The following is a 19,362-nucleotide window of genomic DNA, read 5'->3' as shown; positions in this document are numbered from 1 at the left end:
CGCGAGTACGCCGCCCCCGCGTATCCGCCACCGCTGCCTAGTGCTGCTGTGCGCCCGTCTCACGCGATCAGTCCTCCCCTGTGGCCACGCTGACATATGCCTGCAGAGCCAACCGGCGGGTGGCCCGCGGGTCAATGACACCGACCGTTCACGGGCGGAAATCTGCCAACGCGGCCGACCCTGCGGCCCGCGGTCGTGGGGCCGCTGCCCGGCGGCGTCCCTCGCACCGCGAGTAGGCGCCCGCCCCCTCGGGTACGGCGTAGTCGTGCACTACGTGATCGAGTGTCTCTTCAGGCTCAATGATGGGTGAGGCTACGGTGAATGATCTCGCGGAGTCCGTCGAATCGATGGAGCAGCTCGCTGCGGTCTGGCGCGCCATGGTGATCGACCGCGATGCGGGCGCGGACGTGCGCGACCTTCCCGGCATCGCGGTTCGCTGGGCGGACTGCCGGTTCGCGTTCTGGAACTGCATCACCCTGACCGAGGTGGGCGCGGATGCGGAGCTCGTCGGGCAACGTCTGGGCGAGGCCGCGGACATCATGCGCGCGAAGAGGCACCCGGGCTTCCTGTGGCTCTTCGAGGACCTGCTCGGCGACGGGGCCGGCTCCGCACTGGAAACGGCGGCCGAGCGGGCCGGCCTGCAATACGCCTTCCCGGGTACGGGCATGGCCGGAGACCTGCTGCCCATCCCCGAGCCGGTCCACCCCGACCTGACGTTCGTGCGCGTGACGTCCGATGAGCAGTTGCGCGCCTATGCCGACCTCAATTCGCGCGCGTACGGGTTCCCCTTGGAGGACGGCCGCGACGGTCTCGGCGGGTCCGCGCTCTGGAAGAACGAGGTGCACGCCTACCTGGGCATGCGCGGTGACGTTCCGGTGGCGTGCGCCGCCACCGTCGAGGCGGACGGCCGTCTCTTCGTCGTGCTCGTCGCCACGGACCCGGAGTGGCAGCGCAGGGGCTACGGCGAGGCGGTCACGCGCAAGGCGCTGTACGAGGGCGCCCGCGCCACCGGGCTGACCCGTGCCACCTTGCACGCGACGGCCGCCGGCGCCCCCGTGTACCCGCGGATCGGCTTCAAGCCCAATTCGCCGATCCGCTTCTACACCCTGCGGGGCTGACCCGGGCTCGCCCGGCCGGGCTCAGTGGGAGCGGTGGTCCAGTGCCTGGGAGATGCGCTGGATCGCCTCGCGGATCGTGTCCTTGTGGAAGGCGGTGAAGCACAGGCGGAAGTAGCCCTGTTCGAGGTTGGAGAGCGTCTGCCCCGGGAGGAGCTGGACGTGGGCCTCCTTCTTGATGTACTGGAACAAGTCGCTCTCCGCCGTGTCGATCTCGGGGAAGAGCACCGGCAGGCGGAGGTCACCGGGCTTGCCTTCCTCGGTGCTGCCGCTCGCGTTCGCGTGGTGCGCGTGCCCGTTGGGCGGGAAGTGCGGGCCCCGGTCGTAGGGGATCTCCGACGCGGCCGGCAGCAGGTACTCCCGCAGGTCGAGCCAGAGGAACTGGGCGCTGTTCTGTCCGTCGTGGAAGACGTAGGGGATGTTCTTGGCCTCGTCGAGGGCGGTCCGGGCCGACTCGAAGGCGTCGGTGAGGACCGTCCGGTACTCGTCCATGAGCTCGGCGGCGAAGCTCCGGCCCGAGTCCTGGGTTTCGAGGAGGCTGCGGAGGACGTAGTGCTTGAGGGAGTCCAGGGGGCTGAACCAGGAGTAGGGCTCGCCGCCGCTCGGGAGCGCGGTCTTGCCGGTGAGGACGTCCTTGACCGCGCTGTTGCGGGTGAGGGCGACGCCAGCCTTGAAGCCGGAGAGCCCGAAGTCCTTGGCGAAGCCCCACACGACGTGCACCCGGTCCCGGGCCCCGGCGATGTTGCGGTAGGCGTCGAGCTCGAAGGCGCTGACGAAGGGCGGCTGCGCCGTCGTGAGCTGGGAGTGCGCGTACATCTCGTCCGAGATGATGTGCATGTCCGTGCAGTTGAGCGCCCACGTGTAGATCTTCTCCAGCAGGTCCTTGCTGTAGTTGACGCCGAGCGGGTTGTTGGGGTTGGTGAGGACCAGCAACCTGGGCTTGTCCGCCTGTCCGTAGTAGGCACGTTGCAGGACGTCGAGGGTCAACTGGAATCCGGTGCCGAGGTAGGCGGGAACGCACTCCAGGCCGGGCCGCTGCTCGAAGCACCACTTGAAGCCCTGCCAGAAGGGGGCCGGGATCAGCACCCGGTCACCGGTGCCGAGGTCGCCGGTCCTCTTCAGCGCGAAGGCCAGGCACTCCAGTGCCGCCGAAACGCCCGAGGTGCCGAAGATGTCGTCGGGTCCGAGGTCGGTGCCGAACTGCGGGCGGAGCAGCTCGGCGAGGTCCTCGCGCATCGCGTCGGTCCCGTAGACGGGCACGGGGTACCGCAGGTCGTCCTCCGTCAGGGCCCGTAGCTTGCTGAAGACCTTCTCGTTCAGCTGCGGGAACAGCAGGACGTTCTCGGCCGTGCCGAGGTTGAGGAGGTCGGGGAAGAGCTGCTGCTCGACGGTGAGGCGGCGCTCGGGGTCGATGGTGCGGGCCAGCAGTGCGATCACTTCGGCCGGGGTGCGGTCGCTGACGTGCCGGGGCGTGGAAGCCATCCTCGTCTCCTGTCAGTGGTCGGTTCTTGCAGTGGCCGGATCTTGCGGTGGTTCGGGGCTTGCGGTGGTTCGGGGCTTGCGGTGGCCGGTTCTTGAGGTGGCCGGTCCTTGCGGTAGTTCGGTTCTTGTGGCGTCGGGCGGCGGTCGTACCGCTCACACGTCGGGCAGCTTGGCCAGCAGCCAGCGGACGCTGTTGTCACCGCCGAGCTGCGGGAAGTACGTCATCGCCTTGTCGCACAGCTCGATGAGGTGGGCCTGTTTCCCCTGCTCCGGAAGCGCGTAGTACTCGAAGGTCGGCCCGGCCGGGACGGCGGCCATCGTCTCCGCGAGCGTGACGAGGATGCCCTGCATGGCGGAGATGAAGGAACGCTCCAGGTGGTAGCGGAAGTTGCTCTCACCGGGCTTGAGGTCCTTCCACGAGGTCCGGAAGATCACGTCGAGCATGTGCATGACGTAGCTGTAGGCAGCGTTGAAGAGGGTGTTGAGCGCGGTGAGCCCGGCGTCCGCGGCATAGTCGCCGGCGTGCGGGTCGGTGCGGAAGTCGTGGAGGGTGCCGATGCCCTCGATGCCCTCGGCGATCCGCTGGAACTTGGTGTAGTGCGGGAGCTCGTCGAGCCCCGCCTTGGGGTGGACCGGGTCGACCGGCACGGTCGGCTCGCCCGGTTCCAGGCCCTCGCCCTGCTCCACGATGGTCTTCAGGGCGTCGAGGGCGCTCTGCAGGTCGTGCACGAGCAGGGGTTTGCCGCCGCCGTCCCTGTTCCAGTACGCGGCGACGTACTGGAGGTCCGGCTGGTTGCCGGCCCACAGTTTCGCGCCCATGGTCTGGTCGAGCCGGCGCAATCCGTCCTCTATGGCGCGGTAGAACTCGCCGACGGTCGCGTACCAGCCGTCCGGCGGCGGGGGATCCAGCGGGTCCGGCTTGGGCCGCTCGAACTCCATGAAGACGTCCCTGACCTGGTCCGGGGTGCACTTCCCGAGGTGGAGCAACAACGGCGGCGACCGGTGCAGCATCGTGCTGGGGTACTTGGGCATGAACTTGTCGTCATAGAAGGTGACGTCGGCGCCGTCGCCCAGTGCCACCAGCAGGTTGCGCACCAGCGTCAGGTGCAGCATCTCCTCGACGACGATGCTGCGGATGAGCCGGGAGGCGCCGACCCCGGGGTCCCACTGCGAGTAGCCGCGGGTTTCGATCGAGAAGGCCGCGTAGAGGTACATGGGGATGGTGGACATCTCCACGTAGGCGGCCTGGTGCAGGTGATTGAGGAGCTCCGGCAGCGTGTCGATGGGCTCGGTGGGGTTGACCGGGTGCGAGCGCATGACGGGGGGTGCGGAGAATTTCAGGTCGTCGGCCATGCCGTGGTCTTCTCCTCTCGTGGTGGAGGTGCCGGTAGGGACGCGTGCGCGCCCGTGCCGCGTACGGAGATCCAGCCGCTCCTCGCCCAGGCGCCCACCAGGCCGCCGGCCTCGCCCGGGGCGATCCGGGCCTTCGCGGCCGCCTCCCGCACGGTGGCCCTGCTCTCCAGCAGGGTTTTCAGCAGCCGGTACGGGGCCGGGGGCAGCTCGACGGTGACGACGGTGTAGTCACGCCGGGACAGCACGAGACCCACCGGGCGCGGCCGGGGCGGGTCACCGGCCCGGCCCCGCAGAGCCGCGGCGTGGTACTCGTGCACGGGGGCGCAGGCGTGCATCACCCGTACGCAGGGGGCCGGGAACGCGACCGCGTCGAGGAATCCGTCCTCTGCCGGAACGAGGCCGGTGCTCTCCGGATCGTCACGGTCTTCGGTGCGTGAGCCGTCCTCGGTGCCCGGACCATCCTTGATGCCCGCGCCGTCCTCGATGCCCGCGCCGTCGTACACCTCGGCGAACGCGCGCTCGTAGCGGGCCAGGTCGATCATCAGGTCGATCCACGGTTCGCGCCGCCCGGGCGGCTCGCCGCCATCGGGTCGGCCGGCGGCCAGGTGCTCGGGGAACCGCTCGTCCAGCCGGGCGAGGGTGTACGAGCGGGACGGGCGGGCGTCGAGGTAGCCGAGGGCGAAGTCGTCGAACAGCCCGGGGCCGAGCAGGGTGCGCAGGGCCGGGTGCAGCGCCCGCATGGTCTCCAGCAGGCGCAGCCGGTAGCCGCGCCGGTAGAGGATGAACCGCTCGGTGGACGTCACCAGGTCCCGGACCGCCTCCGGCGCGTCCTGCGACGGGTCGAGCAGGGCGTGCTGGAACCGGCGCTGGGCCTCGGCCAGCGAACGCGGGCCCGTCACCGGGCCGCGCCCGCGCCGGCGTACTGGCGGGCCGTCGCCAGCTCGTCGAGCAGCTCGTCGAAGGGCGGGATCCGGTCGTCCCGTTCGAGCAGTGTGGGCACCGGCCCCGTCAGGGCGACGGCCTGCGCGTAGAGCTCCCATACGGGGTCGGCCACGGGCCGGTCGTGGGTGTCGACGATGTGCGTGCCAAGGTCGGTGTGGCCGGCGAGGTGGATCTGCACCACCTTCTCGTGCGGCAGCGCCCGCAGGTACTCGGTGGGGTCGAAGCCGTGGTTGACCGAGGAGACGTAGACGTTGTTGACGTCCAGGAGCAGGCCGCAGCCGGAGTCGGCGGCGAGGCGGGAGAGGAACTCCCACTCGGTCATGGTGGCCCCGCCGAACTCCACGTAGGTGCTGGGGTTCTCCAGGACGAGCTGCCGCTCCAGCACGTCCTGGACGATGCCGACCCGCCGCGTGACGTGGGCCAGAGCCTCCTCGGTCAGCGGCAGGGGCAGCAGGTCGTGCGTGTTCAGCCCGGCCACGCCGGTCCAGCACAGGTGGTCGGAGACCCAGCGGGCGCGGGTGGCGTCGGCGAGGCGCCGCAGCCGGCGGAGGTAGGCGAGGTCCAGCGGGTCGGTGCTGCCGATCGACATCGACACGCCGTGCAGGACGAGCGGGTAGCGTTCGGCGATCCGGTCGAGGGCGTGGCGGTGGAAGCCGCCGGAGTCCATGAAGTTCTCGGAGATCGCCTCGAACCAGTCCACGGCCGGTTGCTGCTCCAGGACGTGGCGCAGGTGCGGGGAGCGCAGGCCGATGCCGAAGCCAAGGTCGCGGCGCGTCATGCGCCGTTGCGGGGGCCGGGGCCGCTGCTGTTACCGGCTCCGTAGCCGTCGTTGCCACTGCCACTGCTGTTGACGCCGTTGCCGTCGGCGCCGGGGATCGGGCGCGGCTTCTCGTAACTGGGCACGAGGTCGTCCGGGTAGCCCTCCCCGGGCGACGGGCCGAAGGGGACGCCCGCCTCGTACATCCGCTGCTCGAAGAGCTTGCGGGCCCGCTTCCACACGCTGGTCCCGCGGTACGGGCCGGCCGCGTGCACCCGGCTCTCGTTGATCGGGCTGGCGCAGCTGCCGTTCCAGCGGCACTCCTGGTCGCCGGGCTTGGCCTGTTCGGCGTCGGACCCGGCGTATCCGCAGCCGCCCTGGCCCCGGCACTCGTTGTGCCCGTGACAGACGTGGAAGACGGTGGCGCACTCCCCCGTGCCGGCCATGTCGCCGGTGCCGCCGAAGCCATGCCCCTTGCAGGCGTTGAGGCCCTTGCACACGTGGAGCTCGATCGCATCCTGCTGGTCGCGCGGCTCGGCACGCTCCGGTCCGGCCTCCTGCGCCTTGGCGCGCCGCCGCGCTGCCGTGGCGGCGCCCTCGCTGTGCTGCGGGTCCATGGGTGTGCCCTCCCTTCCGACGGCCGGGAGCGGGGCGGCGCCCGCTTCCCGGAGCTGCGTGGCTGGACCGCCCATCCTTCGCAGTCCGCCGCGGCACGGGCCAGGGCGCCCTTCGGCCACCGGCACGGCCGGGTGCCCTTCCCGGCCACCGCGATACGGTGATGACGGCGGGATTCCGCTTGAATCCTCACTGCGCATGGCGGCGCCGCCCGGGGAATTTAAAACATGCGTCCGACGGCATCATGACCCGAATGATTCGGTGGGCGGTGCGGCGGGCTCCCTGCGCGCGCCCGCTTGGCACTACGTGCCACCGTCGGCGGGCTGCGCACAGCCGGGCCGAATGGCCGGATTCCCGTTGTTCCGCAGGTGCGTCTTCCTTGGGAAGATGTCTTACGGCGACGCAAGGGGGGCGGCGAGGAAATCAGCCACGGGCGTTTCCGCCAGGAGCGTTTTCTTGGGATTTCCTTCGCCGTCGCCCCTCTCGGCGCTCATGCGCGCGCCGCCGGGACCGCCTTCCGGAACCGGTGCGGCACACGGCCGCGGCGGCGGCCAGAAGGGACTCGCCCAGCGGGCAGCGGGCCTGAAGGGAGGAACTCGGCCCCGCGGTCCTGGAATTCGCCGCGCTCCTCCATCGTGACGGAATCACGCGGATGTACGTGGACAAAAATGATCCGGGAGGTACCGGAGGAGCCCGGAACATTCGCTCCCTCGACGGGCTCCTCGCCTATCTCAACGTCGTTATCTCCTGGGCACCGGCATTCGAGCGGGACCCTCGCAAGCAGATATTCCTGCTCATGTCGGCGCTGTTCGGCTATATGCGCCTGACGCCGCCGGGATTCGCCGCCTTCCGGCTCCCCCAATTCAACGACGGACCGCGGGCCGTCCTCCAGAACACGGCGGCCACGGGCCGTGGAGCGGATCGGGCACGGCACCGCGGGCGAGCACCTAGCCGACGCGTCCGCGGCCGTGCGGCTCATCCCGTGCCGCAGCCGAGCGTTTCGACCGTGCCGTTCAGGCGTGCTCGCTCGGCCGCGAGGACCGCCATGTGGCCGGCGAGGGAGTCGCGCGGGCCCGACTTGATCCGTGCGGGCTCTCCGGTCGCCACGGCCCCGACGAAGGCGTCCATGAGGCCCGCGTCTCCGCCGCCGTGGCCACCGGCCGCGGTCATCTCCCCCGGCCGCGCGGGCGTGACCTCCGATTCCGTGCGGGTCAGGAAGTCGTAGACCCGTACGGTCTCGCCGTCACCGCAGAGCTCGCCCCGGGTGCCGAAGATCCGGGTCTTGCGGTCGGCGGCCTCGTTGAACGCGGTCATGGTGAAGGTGGCGGTGGCTCCGCCGGGGAACTCCATCGCGACGACCTGATGGTCGACCACGTCGTTGTCGCAGGCGTACACGCACCGGCCGTAGGGCCCCGTGCGCAGAGCCTGGTCGAGCGCTCGCGGCGTGAAGTCGTCGACGACGACGCTGAGCGGCCAGTGGTGTTCTCCGCGGTCGAGCATGCCGCCGTAGAAGCGCGTGGCCGAGTACGGACAGTTGTGCGCGACCGCGCACTCCACGCACCGGTCGGCCGCCTGGGCGGGCCGGTTGGCCGGGGTGAAGTGCGAGAGGCGGCCGAAGCTGGAGAGCCGCTGCGGCGGCTGTCCGACGACGTATTGCAGCCAGTCCAGGTCGTGGCAGGACTTGGCCATCAGCATGGACGTCGCCATGTCGGTGCGGCGCCAGTTGCCACGGACGAACGAGTGGGCGTGGTGCCAGAATCCGACGGGCTCCAGGTGCTGGATGCTGACGATGTCGCCGAGCCGTCCGGAGTCGACGACGGCTTTCAGCGCCTGCGTGTAGGGGGTGTAGCGCAGGACGTGGCCCACGGCGAGCATGACGCCGGCCTTCTCGACCGCGGCCACGACCCGCCGGCAGGACTCCTCGTCCAGAGCCATCGGCTTCTCCAGCAGGATGTGGTAGCCGAGGGCGGCGAAGGCTTCGGTGGGCTCGACGTGTGCGCGGTCGAGGGTGCAGATCAGCACGGCATCGGCGATCTTGCCGCGCGCGGCGAGCTCCTTCCAGTGGGAGACCGCGTTCTCGGACGCTATGCCGTGTTCTTCGACGAGCCGGGCGCGGCGCACGGCGCGTGGCTCGGCCACGCCGGTGACGGTCGCCCGGTCGGGGTGCTGGAGAGCCCACTTGGCGTACCCGGTGCCTCGTTCGCCGGCGCCGATGACGAGGAGAGAGACAGGCGGCATGCCGCAACCCTATGGAGCGCCACGCCGCGCAGGGGGCGCTTTCCGGCAGTGCCCGGCCGCTCCGTCGGGCGAGCTCCTTCGCCGTGCTGATGACCGCGAGGGCGACGCGGGGCAAGAATCCACCGGTGACTCCTGAGGGATACGTGATCCGGTCGGCACGGTCCGGGGACGCCGCGTTCCTGGCGGAGATGCTGGCCGAAGCCGTCAGCTGGCGGCCGGGCCGGCTCAGGCCCAGCGGGGACGAGGTCTTGCGGGACGAGCGCATCGCCCACTACGCGGCCGGCTGGCCGCGGTCCGGAGACCTGGGGGCGGTGGCCGAGGGGCCGGACGGCTCTCCGGTGGGGGCCGCGTGGCTGCGGGTCTTCCCCTCGGACCGTCCTGGCTACGGGTTCGTCGCCCACGGTGTGCCGGAGCTGACGATGGGGGTGCTCGGGCTGTGGCGGGGGCGCGGGGTCGGGCGTGCGCTGTTGCGCGAGGCGCTCCGGCTGGCAGGCGAGGCGGGGCACGGGCGGGTGTCCCTCAACGTGGTGGCGGACAATCCCGCCCTCGCTCTCTACGAGGAGGAAGGGTTCACGGTGGTACGCGTCCGGCCGGACGGCCAGTCCATGGTCAAGGTCCTGGCGCCTCCCGAAGCCGGCTGATCGGAGCCTCTCGGCCTGCTCGGGGGCAGCCTGCTAGGTCGCGGATTGCTCGGTGGCGGCCTGCTTGTACTCGCGCACGCGCTCCGGGAGGGCCTCGCGCTGGGGGCGCCGCCGGGCGCGAGGCGGTCGGTGGCGTCCAGCAGGTCGCGCATCTGCTCCAAGGGCGAAGCCGAGCGGCTTCGTGCGGCGGTTAGGGTGGACCGGGTCCTTCCGGCTCCGCGCACGGAGCCTCCGCGGGGTGCCGGCCCGGCTCCACCCTCCCCTCCCGCGCGCCCCCGGCCCCACACGGGGCGTGCCCGAGCACGACAGGTTTTCCGTTCCCTTGTCTTCTGCTGTTTCCGTCCCGTCGCCGGCCGCGTACCTGCGCCGCCTGAAGCCGGACTGGCTGCGCGATCCGAAGGTCTGGCGCACCGAAGTGCTGGCGGGCCTGGTCGTCGCCCTCGCGCTGATACCCGAGGCGATCTCGTTCTCGGTCATCACCGGGGTCGATCCGGCGATCGGGTTGTTCACCTCCTTCACCATGGCGGTCACGATCGCCGTCGTCGGCGGACGCCGGGCCATGGTCTCCGCCGCCACCGGTGCCGTCGCCCTGGTCATCGCCCCGCTCAACCGTGAGCACGGCATGGGCTACCTGCTGGCCGGTGTCATCCTCGCCGGCGTCTTCCAGGTCGCGCTCGGTGCGCTGGGGGTCGCGAAGCTGATGCGGTTCATCCCCCGGTCGGTGATGACCGGCTTCGTGAACGCGCTCGCCGTCCTCGTCTTCATGGCTCAGGTGCCGGAGATGCGGAACGTGCCCTGGGCCGTCTACCCCCTGATCATCGGCGGGCTGGCGCTGCTCGTGCTCCTGCCGAGGATTTCCACCGTCGTTCCGGCCCCGCTGGTCTCCGTCGTCGTCCTGACCCTCATCACCGTGGGCGCCGGCATCGCGGTGCCGACGGTGGGCGACAAGGGCGAGCTGCCGTCCTCCCTGCCCGTGCCGGGCCTGCCGCACGTGCCCCTCACCCTCGGCACGCTGACCACCGTCGCACCGTACGCCTTCGCCACGGCGCTCGTCGGGCTGATGGAGTCGCTGATGACGGCCAAGCTGGTCGACGACATCACCGGCACGCCCTCTTCCAAGACCCGCGAGTCGGTCGGCCAGGGCATCGCCAACATCGTCACCGGCTTCTTCGGCGGCATGGGCGGCTGCGCCGTCATCGGCCAGACGATGATCAACGTGAAGGTCTCCGGTGCACGCACCCGCCTGTCCACCTTCCTGGCCGGCGCCTTCCTCCTGGTGCTGTGCATCGTCCTGGGCCCGGTCGTCTCCGGCATCCCGATGGCCGCGCTCGTCGCCGTCATGATCATGGTGTCGTTCACGGCCTTCGACTGGCACTCCATCGCCCCGAGGACGCTCAAGCGCATGCCGGCCGGGGAGATCGCCGTCATGGTCACCACCGTGGTGTGCGTGGTCGCCACGCACAACCTCGCCGTCAGTGTGATCGTCGGCTCCGTCGCCGCCATGGTCGTCTTCGCCAAGCGGGTCGCCGCCTTCGCCGAGGTCACAGCGGTCACCGACCCTGACAACGCCACCGTCGTCTACCGGGTCACCGGAGAGCTGTTCTTCGCCTCCTCCAATGACCTCGCCGGCCGGTTCGACTACGCCACCGACCCCGAGAGGGTCGTCATCGACCTGTCAGCCGCCCACATCTGGGACGCCTCCTCCGTCGCCGCTCTCGACGCCATCGAGGCCACGTACGCCTCGCACGGGAAGACCGTCGAGATCACCGGTCTCAACGCCCCCAGCGCACGCCTGCACGGCCGGCTCACCGGCGGACTCACGCCCGGTCACTGACCACGGGGCGGGGCTGCCCGCCCGGCCGCAGAACGTGGTCCGGTCCGCCGGGAGTCGCCGGCGGACCGGACCACGACGCGTGGTGCGTCAGCCCAGCATGTGTCAGCCCAGCACGTGTCAGCCCAGCAGTTGCATGTCCTTCATGCACTCCAGCACCGTCACGCGGAGGGCGTCGACCAGGGGGATCTCCTCGTTGCTGGGGACGATGCGTTCCCTGATGAAGGCGAGCTGCTCCGCCACGGCGGGCATCATGGCCAACTCCGAAGGCATCCGCCGCTCGGTCGAAGCCGGGATCATCTCCATCGAGCACGGGCACCTCGCGAGCGAGGAGACCATCGCGATGCTCGCGAAGAAGGACGTGTGGCTGAGCACCCAGCCGTGGGCGTGCTAGCCGCGTTCGCGGAGGTACGCCTCCAGCTCGGCGGCCCCATTCAGCATCGCCCGCCCGCGGGCGGACAGCCTGCCGCGCCAGTCGCCCAGGGCGGCTTCCAGCGGCTCCAGGCCGCCGGCAGTCCGCACCCGGGCGATCAGCGGGGCGATCTGCTCCAGCAGGTAGCCGCCCCGCCTGAGCTGGTGGACGAGCCGGGCGTCCCGTACGCCGGCCTCGTCGTAGACGCGGTACCCGGTCAGCGGGTCGCGGCCCGGGCGCACCAGCCCGGCGCGCTCCCATTTGCGCAGCGTGGCGGGCCGGATTCCGAGGCTTTCCGCCAGCGGCCCGATGAACGTGCTGCCGGGTCGCCCGGAGATCACGGCCGGTTCGGGCGCCGTGGCGGGGTCCAGGTCGCGCAGGGCGCTCTCCACGGCCTGGAGGGTCCGGCGGTCACCGAGGAGCTGGGCGTGGCTCTCGTCGATGAGGCGGAACGCCTCGTCGGTCGCGTCTTCGTTCACGGCTCGGATGATGGAGTCGCCGTCCGGTGGCCGTGGCCGGGAACCAGGGCGAGGAACGCCTGCAGGGCCTGGGCGTGCAGCGGGGTGTAGGTGCGGTAGCCGTGGGCGGTGCGACCGGCGGGCGGGAGGATGCCGGCTTCCTCGTAGTTCCTGATCGCCTGCGTGGACAGACCGTGCCCGCGCGCCAGGTCAACGGGCCTGAGTCGTTCGCCGGTTTGAAGGTTTCGTTCCATGGCCCTGCTGGTATCGCGGAAAAGTTTCAACCGAAGGTTCAACGATACCGTTGAAGGCATGGTTACCGACATCAGGGACACCGTCCGTACCTTCGACGCTGCCGCCGTCATGGGGCTGCTCCCGGCCCGGCCCCGGCTGCTCGCGTTGGGCGAGCCCGCTCACGGCGAGGACACTCTGCTCGAACTGCGCAACGACCTCTTCCGGCAGCTCGTCGAGGAGGAGGGCTACCGGACGATCGCGATCGAGAGCGACTGCCTGATGGGGTTGGTCGTGGACGAGTACGTCGCCTCCGGCACGGGCACGCTCGACGAGGTCATGGAGCGCGGGTTCAGCCATGGGTTCGGCGCCTCCGCGGCCAACCGCGAGCTCGTGCGCTGGATGCGCGCCTACAACGTCCGCGCCGACAGCGACGGCAGGCCCGCGGCCGACCGGCTCCGTTTCGCCGGTTTCGACGGCCCGCTGGAGATCACCCACGCCGCGAGCCCCCGTCAGGCCCTCACCGCGCTCTACGGTTACCTCGCGGACCGGGTGGACGCGGACCTGCTCCCCTGCACCTCCGCAACGCTCGACCAGCTTCTCGGCACCGACGGCCGATGGACCGATCCGGCAGCGATGTTGGACCCGGCGCGGTCCGTAGGCCGGTCGGCCGATGCCAAGGAGCTGCGGCTGCTCGCCGACGACCTGGTCGCACTGCTCGACGCCCAGACGCCGCACCTTCTCGCGGCGACCTCGCGGGCCGGCCTGGACCGGGCGCGCCTCTACGCACGCACCGCCACCGGCCTGCTGCGCTACCACCACTGGATGGCCGATACCTCCCCGGCCCGCATGACGCGCCTGTGCGCGCTGCGGGATGCGATGATGGCCGACAACCTCCTGGCCCTAGCCGAACGGGGCCCGGCACTCGTACACGCCCACAACTCCCACCTCCAGCGGGAGAAGAGCGCGATGCGGATGTGGCAGGGGCCGGTGGAGTGGTGGAGCGCCGGTGCGCTGGTGAACGCCCGGCTCGGCGACGAGTACGCCTTCGTGGCCACGGCTCTCGGCACGATCCGGCACCAGGGAGTGGACACCCCGCCCCACGACACCGTCGAAGGACTCCTGTACGCACTGCCGGCGGACCCCTGCGTCATCGACGCTCCGCGGCTGTCCACCGCTCTCGGCGACACACGTCCCGCGCCCCGCGTGTCCCCCTGGTTCGGCTACGCCCCGCTCGACCCGGCTCACCTGGCCGGCATCGACGGGGTCGTGTTCATCAAGGACGTGCCGCAGAGCCTGGGCCGGACGGACCACAGCGACGGCACTCGCAAGTAGCCCCCGGTGGCGGGCCGCGTCCGGCTGCTCGTGCGGCGCCGGGCCGGCGAAGGCTCCAGCCGGATGCCGAGCACGCCGGTGGACAGGGCTGCCGGGGCCCTGCCTGCACCGAGCCGGCCCTGCGCATGGGCATGTTGCCCGGCCCCGGCGTCCCTCAGCGGGCGGGAACGCTCGCACGGGCGAGCACGGACAAGGTGAACGGGCGGAGCGCGTCGGCGCGTTCCCACTCCGCGGGGGCGAGCGCTTCGTGCTGGCGGACGGACTCGACGGGCTGGAGCCCGTGTGCGCGCAGGAGGGAGGCCATCTGCTCGGTGCTCAGGAAGGTCTGCCAGGGCTCGCCCTGTTCGGCTGCCGCGGCCATGACGTGCTCCGCGTAGGCCTGGCCGATGTCGTCGCGCAGGCCGTCAGGGAGGAGGTGTTCGACGACGAGCTCGGTGCCGGGAGCGAAGGTGCTGACGGCCCCCAGGGTTTGTCCGATCGCTTCCCGCGTCAGGTACATGGTCACTCCGAGCCAGCTGACCAGCGCGGGGCTGTCCGTGTCGAAGCCTGCGCGAACGAGGTGGCCGGCCAGTGACCAGGCGGACTCCCGCTCGAAGTCGACCGGGACGAAGACGGTGGAGGATGGAACCCGCGCTCCGGTCCTGGTCAGCAGAGCCCGCTTCCATTCCTGGGTTGCGGGCTGGTCGACCTCGAACACCCGGACGCGCTCGGCCAAGGGCGACCGGTAGGCGAAGGAGTCGAGTCCCGCGCCGAGAATTACGTACTGGTCGACGCCCCGGCCGGCCAGTACGGTCAGCCGGTCCTCGACGTAGCGGCTGCGGGTGACGGCCGTGGTCCGTGCCCCGGCGAGGATGGGATGGGCGCCGTAGGAGTGGTGGTAGCCGAGGAGTTCCTCGGCGCGCTCTTCCAGGAAGGCCTGCGCCAGGGTGTCGGCGAAGAGCGAAGGGGTGCCGTCCACGAGGAGGTGTGCCGCACGCGCTGCGGCTGCCATGAGAGCCGTTCGGCTGGGCTGTCCGTTGTTCATCACGAGGACGGACACTAGCGGCACTTTTGTTCACAATATCACAAAATGATCAATTTGTGAATGCTCCTCATATAGCGATCCGGCAACGGGACAGCCCGGCGTCAGAACCGGCGCGGTCGCGCTTGACAGAGCTTCCGCACGCCGGTTACAAAACCTGCCAGCGTCGCAGTGCACCCGGCCAAGAGACCGTCGTGGGCATGGAGGCGCGGAACCAATGGATTGACCTTGGTGACATCTCACGAACGCCTCGAAGCGTTCGGCAATCAGCTGATCGACGTACATCTGTGGCTCCGTGAGGAGCTTTCCACTCTGCGCGCCAACGTCGCTGCGTATCTCACCGATCTCTCCGATGTCTCCGACGGCGCTCCCCTGCGCGAACTGCGGACCCACTGCCTCACCTTCTGCTCGGCCCTGAACCGGCATCACAGGGGCGAGGAGAGAACCGCCTTCAGCGAGATCGCCGCGCAGTTCCCCGAACTGAGCCCCGTCCTGGAGGAGCTGCGCCGCGACCACCGCCTGGTGGAGGATTCACTGCAACGGATCGAGACGCTCGTCGGGGAACTGACGGAACTGAAAGGGCGGCCCGGCCCCGGCGAGGACCGCGTCCCCGTCGAAGTGCAGCGCGAGGTGGACAGCCTGGCGGCCCTCATCGAAACGCACTTCACCTACGAGGAGAAGCGCATCGTCTCGGCGCTCAACGCGCTGGATCTGCCGGCCTGGCGCCACCGCAGGCCCGCCTTCCTGCGCAAGGAGTGACCGGTTTCTGTGACCGGTGCCCGGACGCGTGCAACGACCGCGCGGCGGAGGGCACCGGCTGAAGGAGGAGGTGCTGGTGCGGCACGAAATGCGGGCGGAGTACGAGGAGGGCGTCCTCCCTCGGGCGGACGCCCCCGTCAAGATCTGGCACATGGTGCGCCTGGACAGCACCGTGGCGATGTGCGGGCAGGACCTGGGGGCGTCCGCTGCCACGCAGCCCGCCGACGCCTGGGGCGCCCCGGACGGAGGGCCCTTCTGTCATTCTTGCGGCGCGGTGTACCTGCGCGAGGTGCCCTGATCCCTCACGCGGGGCAGGCTGCAGGAAGCGGGGCATCCAGGGCGCGGAGACGGCGAGCGTCGCCGCCAGAACGGCGGCGGCGAGAACGGTGACCGCCGTGAACGTCGCGCGCCAGCCGTAGGCCTGGCCTTCGCCGTAGGGCAGATGTTCCTGCCCGTCGCCGACCTCACCGGCGACGATGGCGTCTGCTGGTTCTTCGCCGCGGTGGCACTGGCGACGATCGTCTTCGTCCACCGCAGCGTCCCGGAAACATCCAGCATGATTTGGCCACGCTCACCGAGAGAACCGGTCGTTCTTCGCGGTCGGATCCCCCGGGTAATTCAGTTTTAAGCAAAGCGAATTGACATCATCCGGTCCGGTGATTGAATGCGCGAGAAGCGCGGCGGCCCGTCGCCCGGCGCTTGTGCCACCGGGCCGCAGGCCGCCCCGATGACGTCGTTCACAAGGGAGTGCATTCCATGACCACGCACCGGAAGAAGAACCTGGCGGGCGGCGTGCTCGCCGCCGCCGCTGCCGCATTACTGGTGGGCGCTGCCGTCGCCCCGTCCGCCGCGGCGGCCGACCTGCCCCACGGACCCGTGGCGTACTTCGCCACGGGCAAGGGCCTGACCGGCAGACAGATGCCGGTCGACATCAACAACACCGATTGCCGGACCCTGCCGGAGCCCGCGCTCTCCGCGGTCAACTTCACCGCTTCGGACATCAAGGTCTACTACACCAACGACTGCCGGACCGGTCTCCCCGACAAGCCCAACGACTGGTACTACGCGCTCGGCAGCCTGAACGTGGCCGACTTCTCCTTCCCGGCCCTCAGCTACCGGGTCGTCCGCTAGGGATTCCCAGCCCGTCCCCGGCCTCGTGACAGCGCGCGGGGTACGAGTAGGTTTCCCTCCTCACTCCCCGGCGCCATTCCTCGCCGTATTTCAGGAACCGTTTCCTGGACGGGAACATACCGATCGTAAGACCGGTCCATGCGAAGGAGTACAGCACCAGCATCTGCTGAACGCTCCAGTACTGGTGCTGTCGTTGTCAGGTGAGTCCGCGGGGTTCTTCCCGCCTCCTCGGCCTTGTGGCGGCCCGGCCCACGTGGGCATGCCGGCCGGGCCGAACGCCCAGAGCTCGCGCCGTGAGGGCAGGATCCCGCGCGCGTGGGGCGCCGTTGCCTCTCGGCGCGCAAGGCTCCGCAGGCGCTACGCCCCGCTCCACGGACCGGCGAGGCGGGCCGCGCACTCCAGCATCAGGGCGTGCACGAAGGCCTGGGGCAGGTTGCCGCGCATCTGGCGCTGGGCGACGTCGTACTCCTCCGAGTACAGCCCGGCCGGTCCGCACGCCGCGCGGTTGCGCTCGAACCAGCGGAACGCGGCCACCTCGTGACCCTGCTGGTGCTCGGCCAGCGCGGTGACGAATCCGCACAGGAGGAACGCTCCCTCGGCCGCTTCCAGCGGCTGGTCGCCGTGCCGGAAGCGGTAGGCGAAGTGGTCCTCGGTGAGGTCGCCCACGTAGGCGCGCAGCGTGGCCCGGGTCCGCGGGTCGTCGGCGGGAACGGCACCGCGCAGGGGCGGCAGCAGCAGGGCGCCGTCCACACCGGCGTCCTCGGGGGAACGCTGCCAGCGGCCGGACGGGTGCAGGCACCGGGCAGCGGTGTCCGCCACGAGATGGTCGGCCAGCGCGCTCCACTCGGCCGAACGCCCGCCGGGCGCGCCGGCGGCGGCGACGGACCGCAGGCCGGCCGCGCACACCAGCCGGCTGTGCGCCCACCACCGCGGGCGGAGCTCCCACACGCCGGCATCGGGCTCGTCCCGGCGGCGGGCGATGGTGTCCGCGGCGATGACGGCCGCCCGCCAGCCGTCGGCGTCCAGCCGGTCGTGGCGCGCGGCGGTGCCCAGCAGGAGCAGCGCCTCGCCGAACACGTCGAGCTGGAACTGCCCGCTGACCTTGTTCCCGACGCGGTCGAAGCCTCCGGGGTAGCCCGGCAGGTCGAGCTCGCGCTCGCCGGGGATCGTGCGCCCGTCCACGGTGTAGGCGGGGGCAGTCCGGGGCCCGTCCTCGTGCAGGCGGGCCGTGACGAACCGCACCGCGTCGTCGAGCAGCGCCGTGTCCCCGGCGGCGGCCACCGCCTGGCCCGCGTAGCACTGGTCGCGGATCCACACGTAGCGGTAGTCGTAGTTGCGGCCTTCCTCGGCGCGCTCGGGCAGGCTCGTGGTGGCCGACGCCACCATGCCGCCCGACGTGCCCGTCAGGCCGCGCAGGACCGTGTAGGCCCGGCGGGCGTCGGTCCGGGCCACGGTGTCGCCGAGCGGCGGCACCGCCGCGTGCCAGGCCTCCTCGGTGGCCCGCCACACCGCTTCCGGGCTCGGCGGCTCCCCGGTCAGCGGCCGGTCACCGATCTCCAGGACCAGGTCGTGGCAGGCACCGGCCTCGACCGTCAGCTGCATCTCCAGCCGGTGGCCCCGGTGCCTCGCCGGCCGCGGGTCGGCGGGGCACCCGGACCAGCGCACGGACAGGTCCCCGGCGCGCCCGGTCCACACCCCGTCGGCCTCGCGGGAGACGCCCCGCAGCGGGTGACGGCCGAAGGACGCGCAGGGCTCCAGGGCCACGGACAACCGGGCGGCTTTCCGGCGCGGCGCCAGGATCCGCCGCAGGAGCACCGCGCGGTGCGGGTCGCCGGGGAAGGCGAGCGCCTCACGGCACTCGACGATGCCGTCGTCGGTGACCCAGCGGCTGCGCCAGATGAGCGTCCCTTCTTCGTAGTACCCACCCCATACGCAACGCCCCACGGGGGTGACCACGTACACCCCAGACCCGCCGACCAGGGTCGAGAAGACCGCGTCCGAATCCCACCGGGGAGCACACATCCACGCGTATTCGCCGCGGGGGCCCACGACGACCCCGCGCTCGCCGTCGGCCAGCAGCGCGTACTGCCGCAACGGCTGAGGCGCGAAGGCCCCTCCGCCGTGCTCCGTACCGGGTGCTGTCCTGGTCATCGTCACTCTTCGGCCGACGGGCCCCACTGCTCATGACGGGGATGACATAGCGGGTCCCGCAGCGCTGCACGGAACGCCGGTGAGATCACTAACCGCCGATCACGCCGGGCAAACCGGGCGAGGGGCAGCGGGGCGCCGCCGCCCTGACGACGTGCGCGCCGGCCGAGCCGGACCGGCGCGCCCGGTCCGGGGCTGACCTGTTCGGAGCAGCCGGACCTGTTCGGAGCAGGCTGGCGAGCCCCTGCCGGGCCGCGGCGTCAGGGTGGTGGGCGTACGTATCCGACGGCGCGCCCCGCCGCGTCGCCGTTGCGGCACCCCGTCCGCCGTCCTCGGAGGTCTCATGCTGTACGCCTATGGGTTCGAACGCCTGGGCGTGGTGGTGAGCGACCTCTATCTGGTGGATCCCACGCTGCCGGCGGGGCGGGAGGGGCCGGAGCGGGGCGTCCGCCTGGAACTGCGGATGTTCGAAGCGGGTGACGCGGAAGGCTCCCTGTACAGGGCGTTCCCCATCGCGGTGGGCCGCCCGCTCTGGCGCGCGGACCTGCTGGAGTCCGTGTTCAGCCCGCCCGGCAGCCTCGACCGCGCCCACTACCATCCGCGGTTCAACGGATGGGGCCCGGTCGACGACGTCTTCACCGAGGAGCTGACAGCGGACCCGCTGGGCTGGCTGGGGCGAAAGCTCTCGAACCCCGGGGAGCTGCTCGCCGAGGCCGGGGTCGCGCCGCACGAGGTCGGGCCGCACGACGCCGCGGACCTGCGGGACGCGGCACCGGAGATCATGGCCACCGTACGCCGCCTCGCCGGCATCGCGTCGAAGGGCACGCGTGCCCGGCCCGCGGACTGGGAGCAGCTCGGCAGAGCCCGCATCAGCTGGCTGTAGCCGGGCAGCC

Annotated in this window: 18 protein-coding genes and 2 pseudogenes; 10 read left to right on the top strand and 10 right to left on the bottom strand. The window is 71.1% G+C overall.

From position 1 onward, the window contains the following. Positions 1–317 precede the first annotated feature (317 nt). On the top strand, positions 318–1,118 hold the full coding sequence (locus tag ACSNOH_RS00195) for a GNAT family N-acetyltransferase (protein ID WP_436719051.1): 801 nt from the start codon (positions 318–320) through the stop codon (positions 1,116–1,118). Positions 1,119–1,139: 21 nt separating this feature from the next. Here ACSNOH_RS00195 and ACSNOH_RS00190 read toward each other — a convergent pair whose 3' ends face one another. From ACSNOH_RS00190 to ACSNOH_RS00170, 5 genes are all read right to left on the bottom strand, one after another. Beyond that, a complete protein-coding gene (locus ACSNOH_RS00190) occupies positions 1,140–2,597 on the bottom strand; it encodes a pyridoxal phosphate-dependent aminotransferase (RefSeq protein WP_436719050.1) in 1,458 nt (485 codons plus the stop codon). A gap of 153 nt (positions 2,598–2,750) precedes the next feature. Then, positions 2,751–3,950, bottom strand: a complete 1,200-nt coding sequence (locus ACSNOH_RS00185; protein WP_436719049.1) for a ferritin-like domain-containing protein — start codon at positions 3,948–3,950, stop codon at positions 2,751–2,753. Then, a complete protein-coding gene (locus ACSNOH_RS00180) occupies positions 3,935–4,849 on the bottom strand; it encodes an HvfC/BufC family peptide modification chaperone (protein WP_436719048.1) in 915 nt (304 codons plus the stop codon). Before ACSNOH_RS00180 ends, ACSNOH_RS00185 begins: the two co-directional genes overlap by 16 nt. Beyond that, entirely contained in the window at positions 4,846–5,670 is an 825-nt protein-coding gene (gene bufB / locus ACSNOH_RS00175; protein ID WP_436719047.1) for an MNIO family bufferin maturase, read from the bottom strand. The genes ACSNOH_RS00180 and bufB overlap by 4 nt, the downstream gene beginning before the upstream one ends. Beyond that, a complete protein-coding gene (locus ACSNOH_RS00170) occupies positions 5,667–6,266 on the bottom strand; it encodes a hypothetical protein (protein WP_436719046.1) in 600 nt (199 codons plus the stop codon). Before ACSNOH_RS00170 ends, bufB begins: the two co-directional genes overlap by 4 nt. A gap of 608 nt (positions 6,267–6,874) precedes the next feature. Between ACSNOH_RS00170 and ACSNOH_RS00165 the strand changes: the two are divergent. Next, positions 6,875–7,144, top strand: a pseudogene (locus ACSNOH_RS00165) (phophatidylserine decarboxylase associated domain-containing protein); the annotation flags it as partial. Positions 7,145–7,239: 95 nt separating this feature from the next. Here ACSNOH_RS00165 and ACSNOH_RS00160 read toward each other — a convergent pair. Continuing rightward, positions 7,240–8,502, bottom strand: coding sequence for a Gfo/Idh/MocA family protein (locus ACSNOH_RS00160; RefSeq protein WP_436719045.1), 1,263 nt, complete (start codon positions 8,500–8,502; stop codon positions 7,240–7,242). A gap of 125 nt (positions 8,503–8,627) precedes the next feature. Between ACSNOH_RS00160 and ACSNOH_RS00155 the strand changes: the two genes are divergently transcribed. Further along, on the top strand, positions 8,628–9,143 hold the full coding sequence (locus ACSNOH_RS00155; protein ID WP_436719044.1) for an N-acetyltransferase family protein: 516 nt from the start codon (positions 8,628–8,630) through the stop codon (positions 9,141–9,143). A gap of 322 nt (positions 9,144–9,465) precedes the next feature. After that, positions 9,466–10,977, top strand: coding sequence for a SulP family inorganic anion transporter (locus ACSNOH_RS00150; RefSeq protein WP_436719043.1), 1,512 nt, complete (start codon positions 9,466–9,468; stop codon positions 10,975–10,977). A 117-nt stretch (positions 10,978–11,094) separates the two neighbouring features. Here the strand turns inward: ACSNOH_RS00150 and ACSNOH_RS00145 are convergent, their stop codons facing one another. Then, positions 11,095–11,217 carry a hypothetical protein gene (locus ACSNOH_RS00145; protein WP_436719042.1) on the bottom strand — a complete coding sequence of 41 codons (123 nt, stop codon included), beginning with the start codon at positions 11,215–11,217 and terminating at the stop codon, positions 11,095–11,097. Between the two features lie 10 nt (positions 11,218–11,227). Between ACSNOH_RS00145 and ACSNOH_RS00140 the strand changes: the two genes are divergently transcribed. Then, positions 11,228–11,368 (top strand): hypothetical protein, encoded by a 141-nt coding sequence (locus ACSNOH_RS00140; RefSeq protein ID WP_436719041.1) that lies wholly within the window; start codon positions 11,228–11,230, stop codon positions 11,366–11,368. Here the strand turns inward: ACSNOH_RS00140 and ACSNOH_RS00135 are convergent. Beyond that, positions 11,365–12,098: pseudogene (locus tag ACSNOH_RS00135) on the bottom strand (TioE family transcriptional regulator). The gene ACSNOH_RS00140 and the pseudogene ACSNOH_RS00135 overlap by 4 nt on opposite strands. Positions 12,099–12,156: 58 nt before the next feature. Here ACSNOH_RS00135 and ACSNOH_RS00130 point away from each other — a divergent pair. Then, complete coding sequence (locus tag ACSNOH_RS00130) at positions 12,157–13,410, top strand: erythromycin esterase family protein (protein ID WP_436719040.1); 1,254 nt, start codon at positions 12,157–12,159, stop codon at positions 13,408–13,410. Positions 13,411–13,564: 154 nt separating this feature from the next. On the opposite strand, the gene ACSNOH_RS00125 is transcribed toward ACSNOH_RS00130, so the two are convergent. Beyond that, positions 13,565–14,401 (bottom strand): class I SAM-dependent methyltransferase, encoded by an 837-nt coding sequence (locus tag ACSNOH_RS00125; RefSeq protein WP_436719039.1) that lies wholly within the window; start codon positions 14,399–14,401, stop codon positions 13,565–13,567. Between the two features lie 261 nt (positions 14,402–14,662). On the opposite strand from ACSNOH_RS00125, the gene ACSNOH_RS00120 reads away from it, so the two are divergent. The 3 genes from ACSNOH_RS00120 to ACSNOH_RS00110 all read left to right on the top strand — a co-directional run bounded on the left by ACSNOH_RS00120 (position 14,663) and on the right by ACSNOH_RS00110 (position 16,321). Beyond that, on the top strand, positions 14,663–15,190 hold the full coding sequence (locus ACSNOH_RS00120; RefSeq protein ID WP_436719038.1) for a hemerythrin domain-containing protein: 528 nt from the start codon (positions 14,663–14,665) through the stop codon (positions 15,188–15,190). 76 nt (positions 15,191–15,266) lie between these two features. Next, positions 15,267–15,488, top strand: a complete 222-nt coding sequence (locus tag ACSNOH_RS00115; RefSeq protein WP_436719037.1) for a hypothetical protein — start codon at positions 15,267–15,269, stop codon at positions 15,486–15,488. A gap of 458 nt (positions 15,489–15,946) precedes the next feature. Beyond that, on the top strand, positions 15,947–16,321 hold the full coding sequence (locus ACSNOH_RS00110; protein ID WP_436719036.1) for a hypothetical protein: 375 nt from the start codon (positions 15,947–15,949) through the stop codon (positions 16,319–16,321). Between the two features lie 357 nt (positions 16,322–16,678). Here ACSNOH_RS00110 and ACSNOH_RS00105 read toward each other — a convergent pair whose 3' ends face one another. Further along, positions 16,679–18,472 (bottom strand): glycoside hydrolase family 15 protein, encoded by a 1,794-nt coding sequence (locus ACSNOH_RS00105; RefSeq protein ID WP_436719035.1) that lies wholly within the window; start codon positions 18,470–18,472, stop codon positions 16,679–16,681. Between the two features lie 340 nt (positions 18,473–18,812). Between ACSNOH_RS00105 and ACSNOH_RS00100 the strand changes: the two genes are divergently transcribed. Continuing rightward, positions 18,813–19,352 (top strand): hypothetical protein, encoded by a 540-nt coding sequence (locus ACSNOH_RS00100; RefSeq protein WP_436719034.1) that lies wholly within the window; start codon positions 18,813–18,815, stop codon positions 19,350–19,352. Positions 19,353–19,362 lie beyond the last annotated feature (10 nt).

Source organism: Streptomyces sp. URMC 127, assembly GCF_051386535.1.
Lineage (GTDB): Bacteria > Actinomycetota > Actinomycetes > Streptomycetales > Streptomycetaceae > Streptomyces.
The sequence above is the reverse complement of the archived record's forward strand: the minus strand, read 5'-3'. Positions and strand labels throughout refer to the sequence as shown.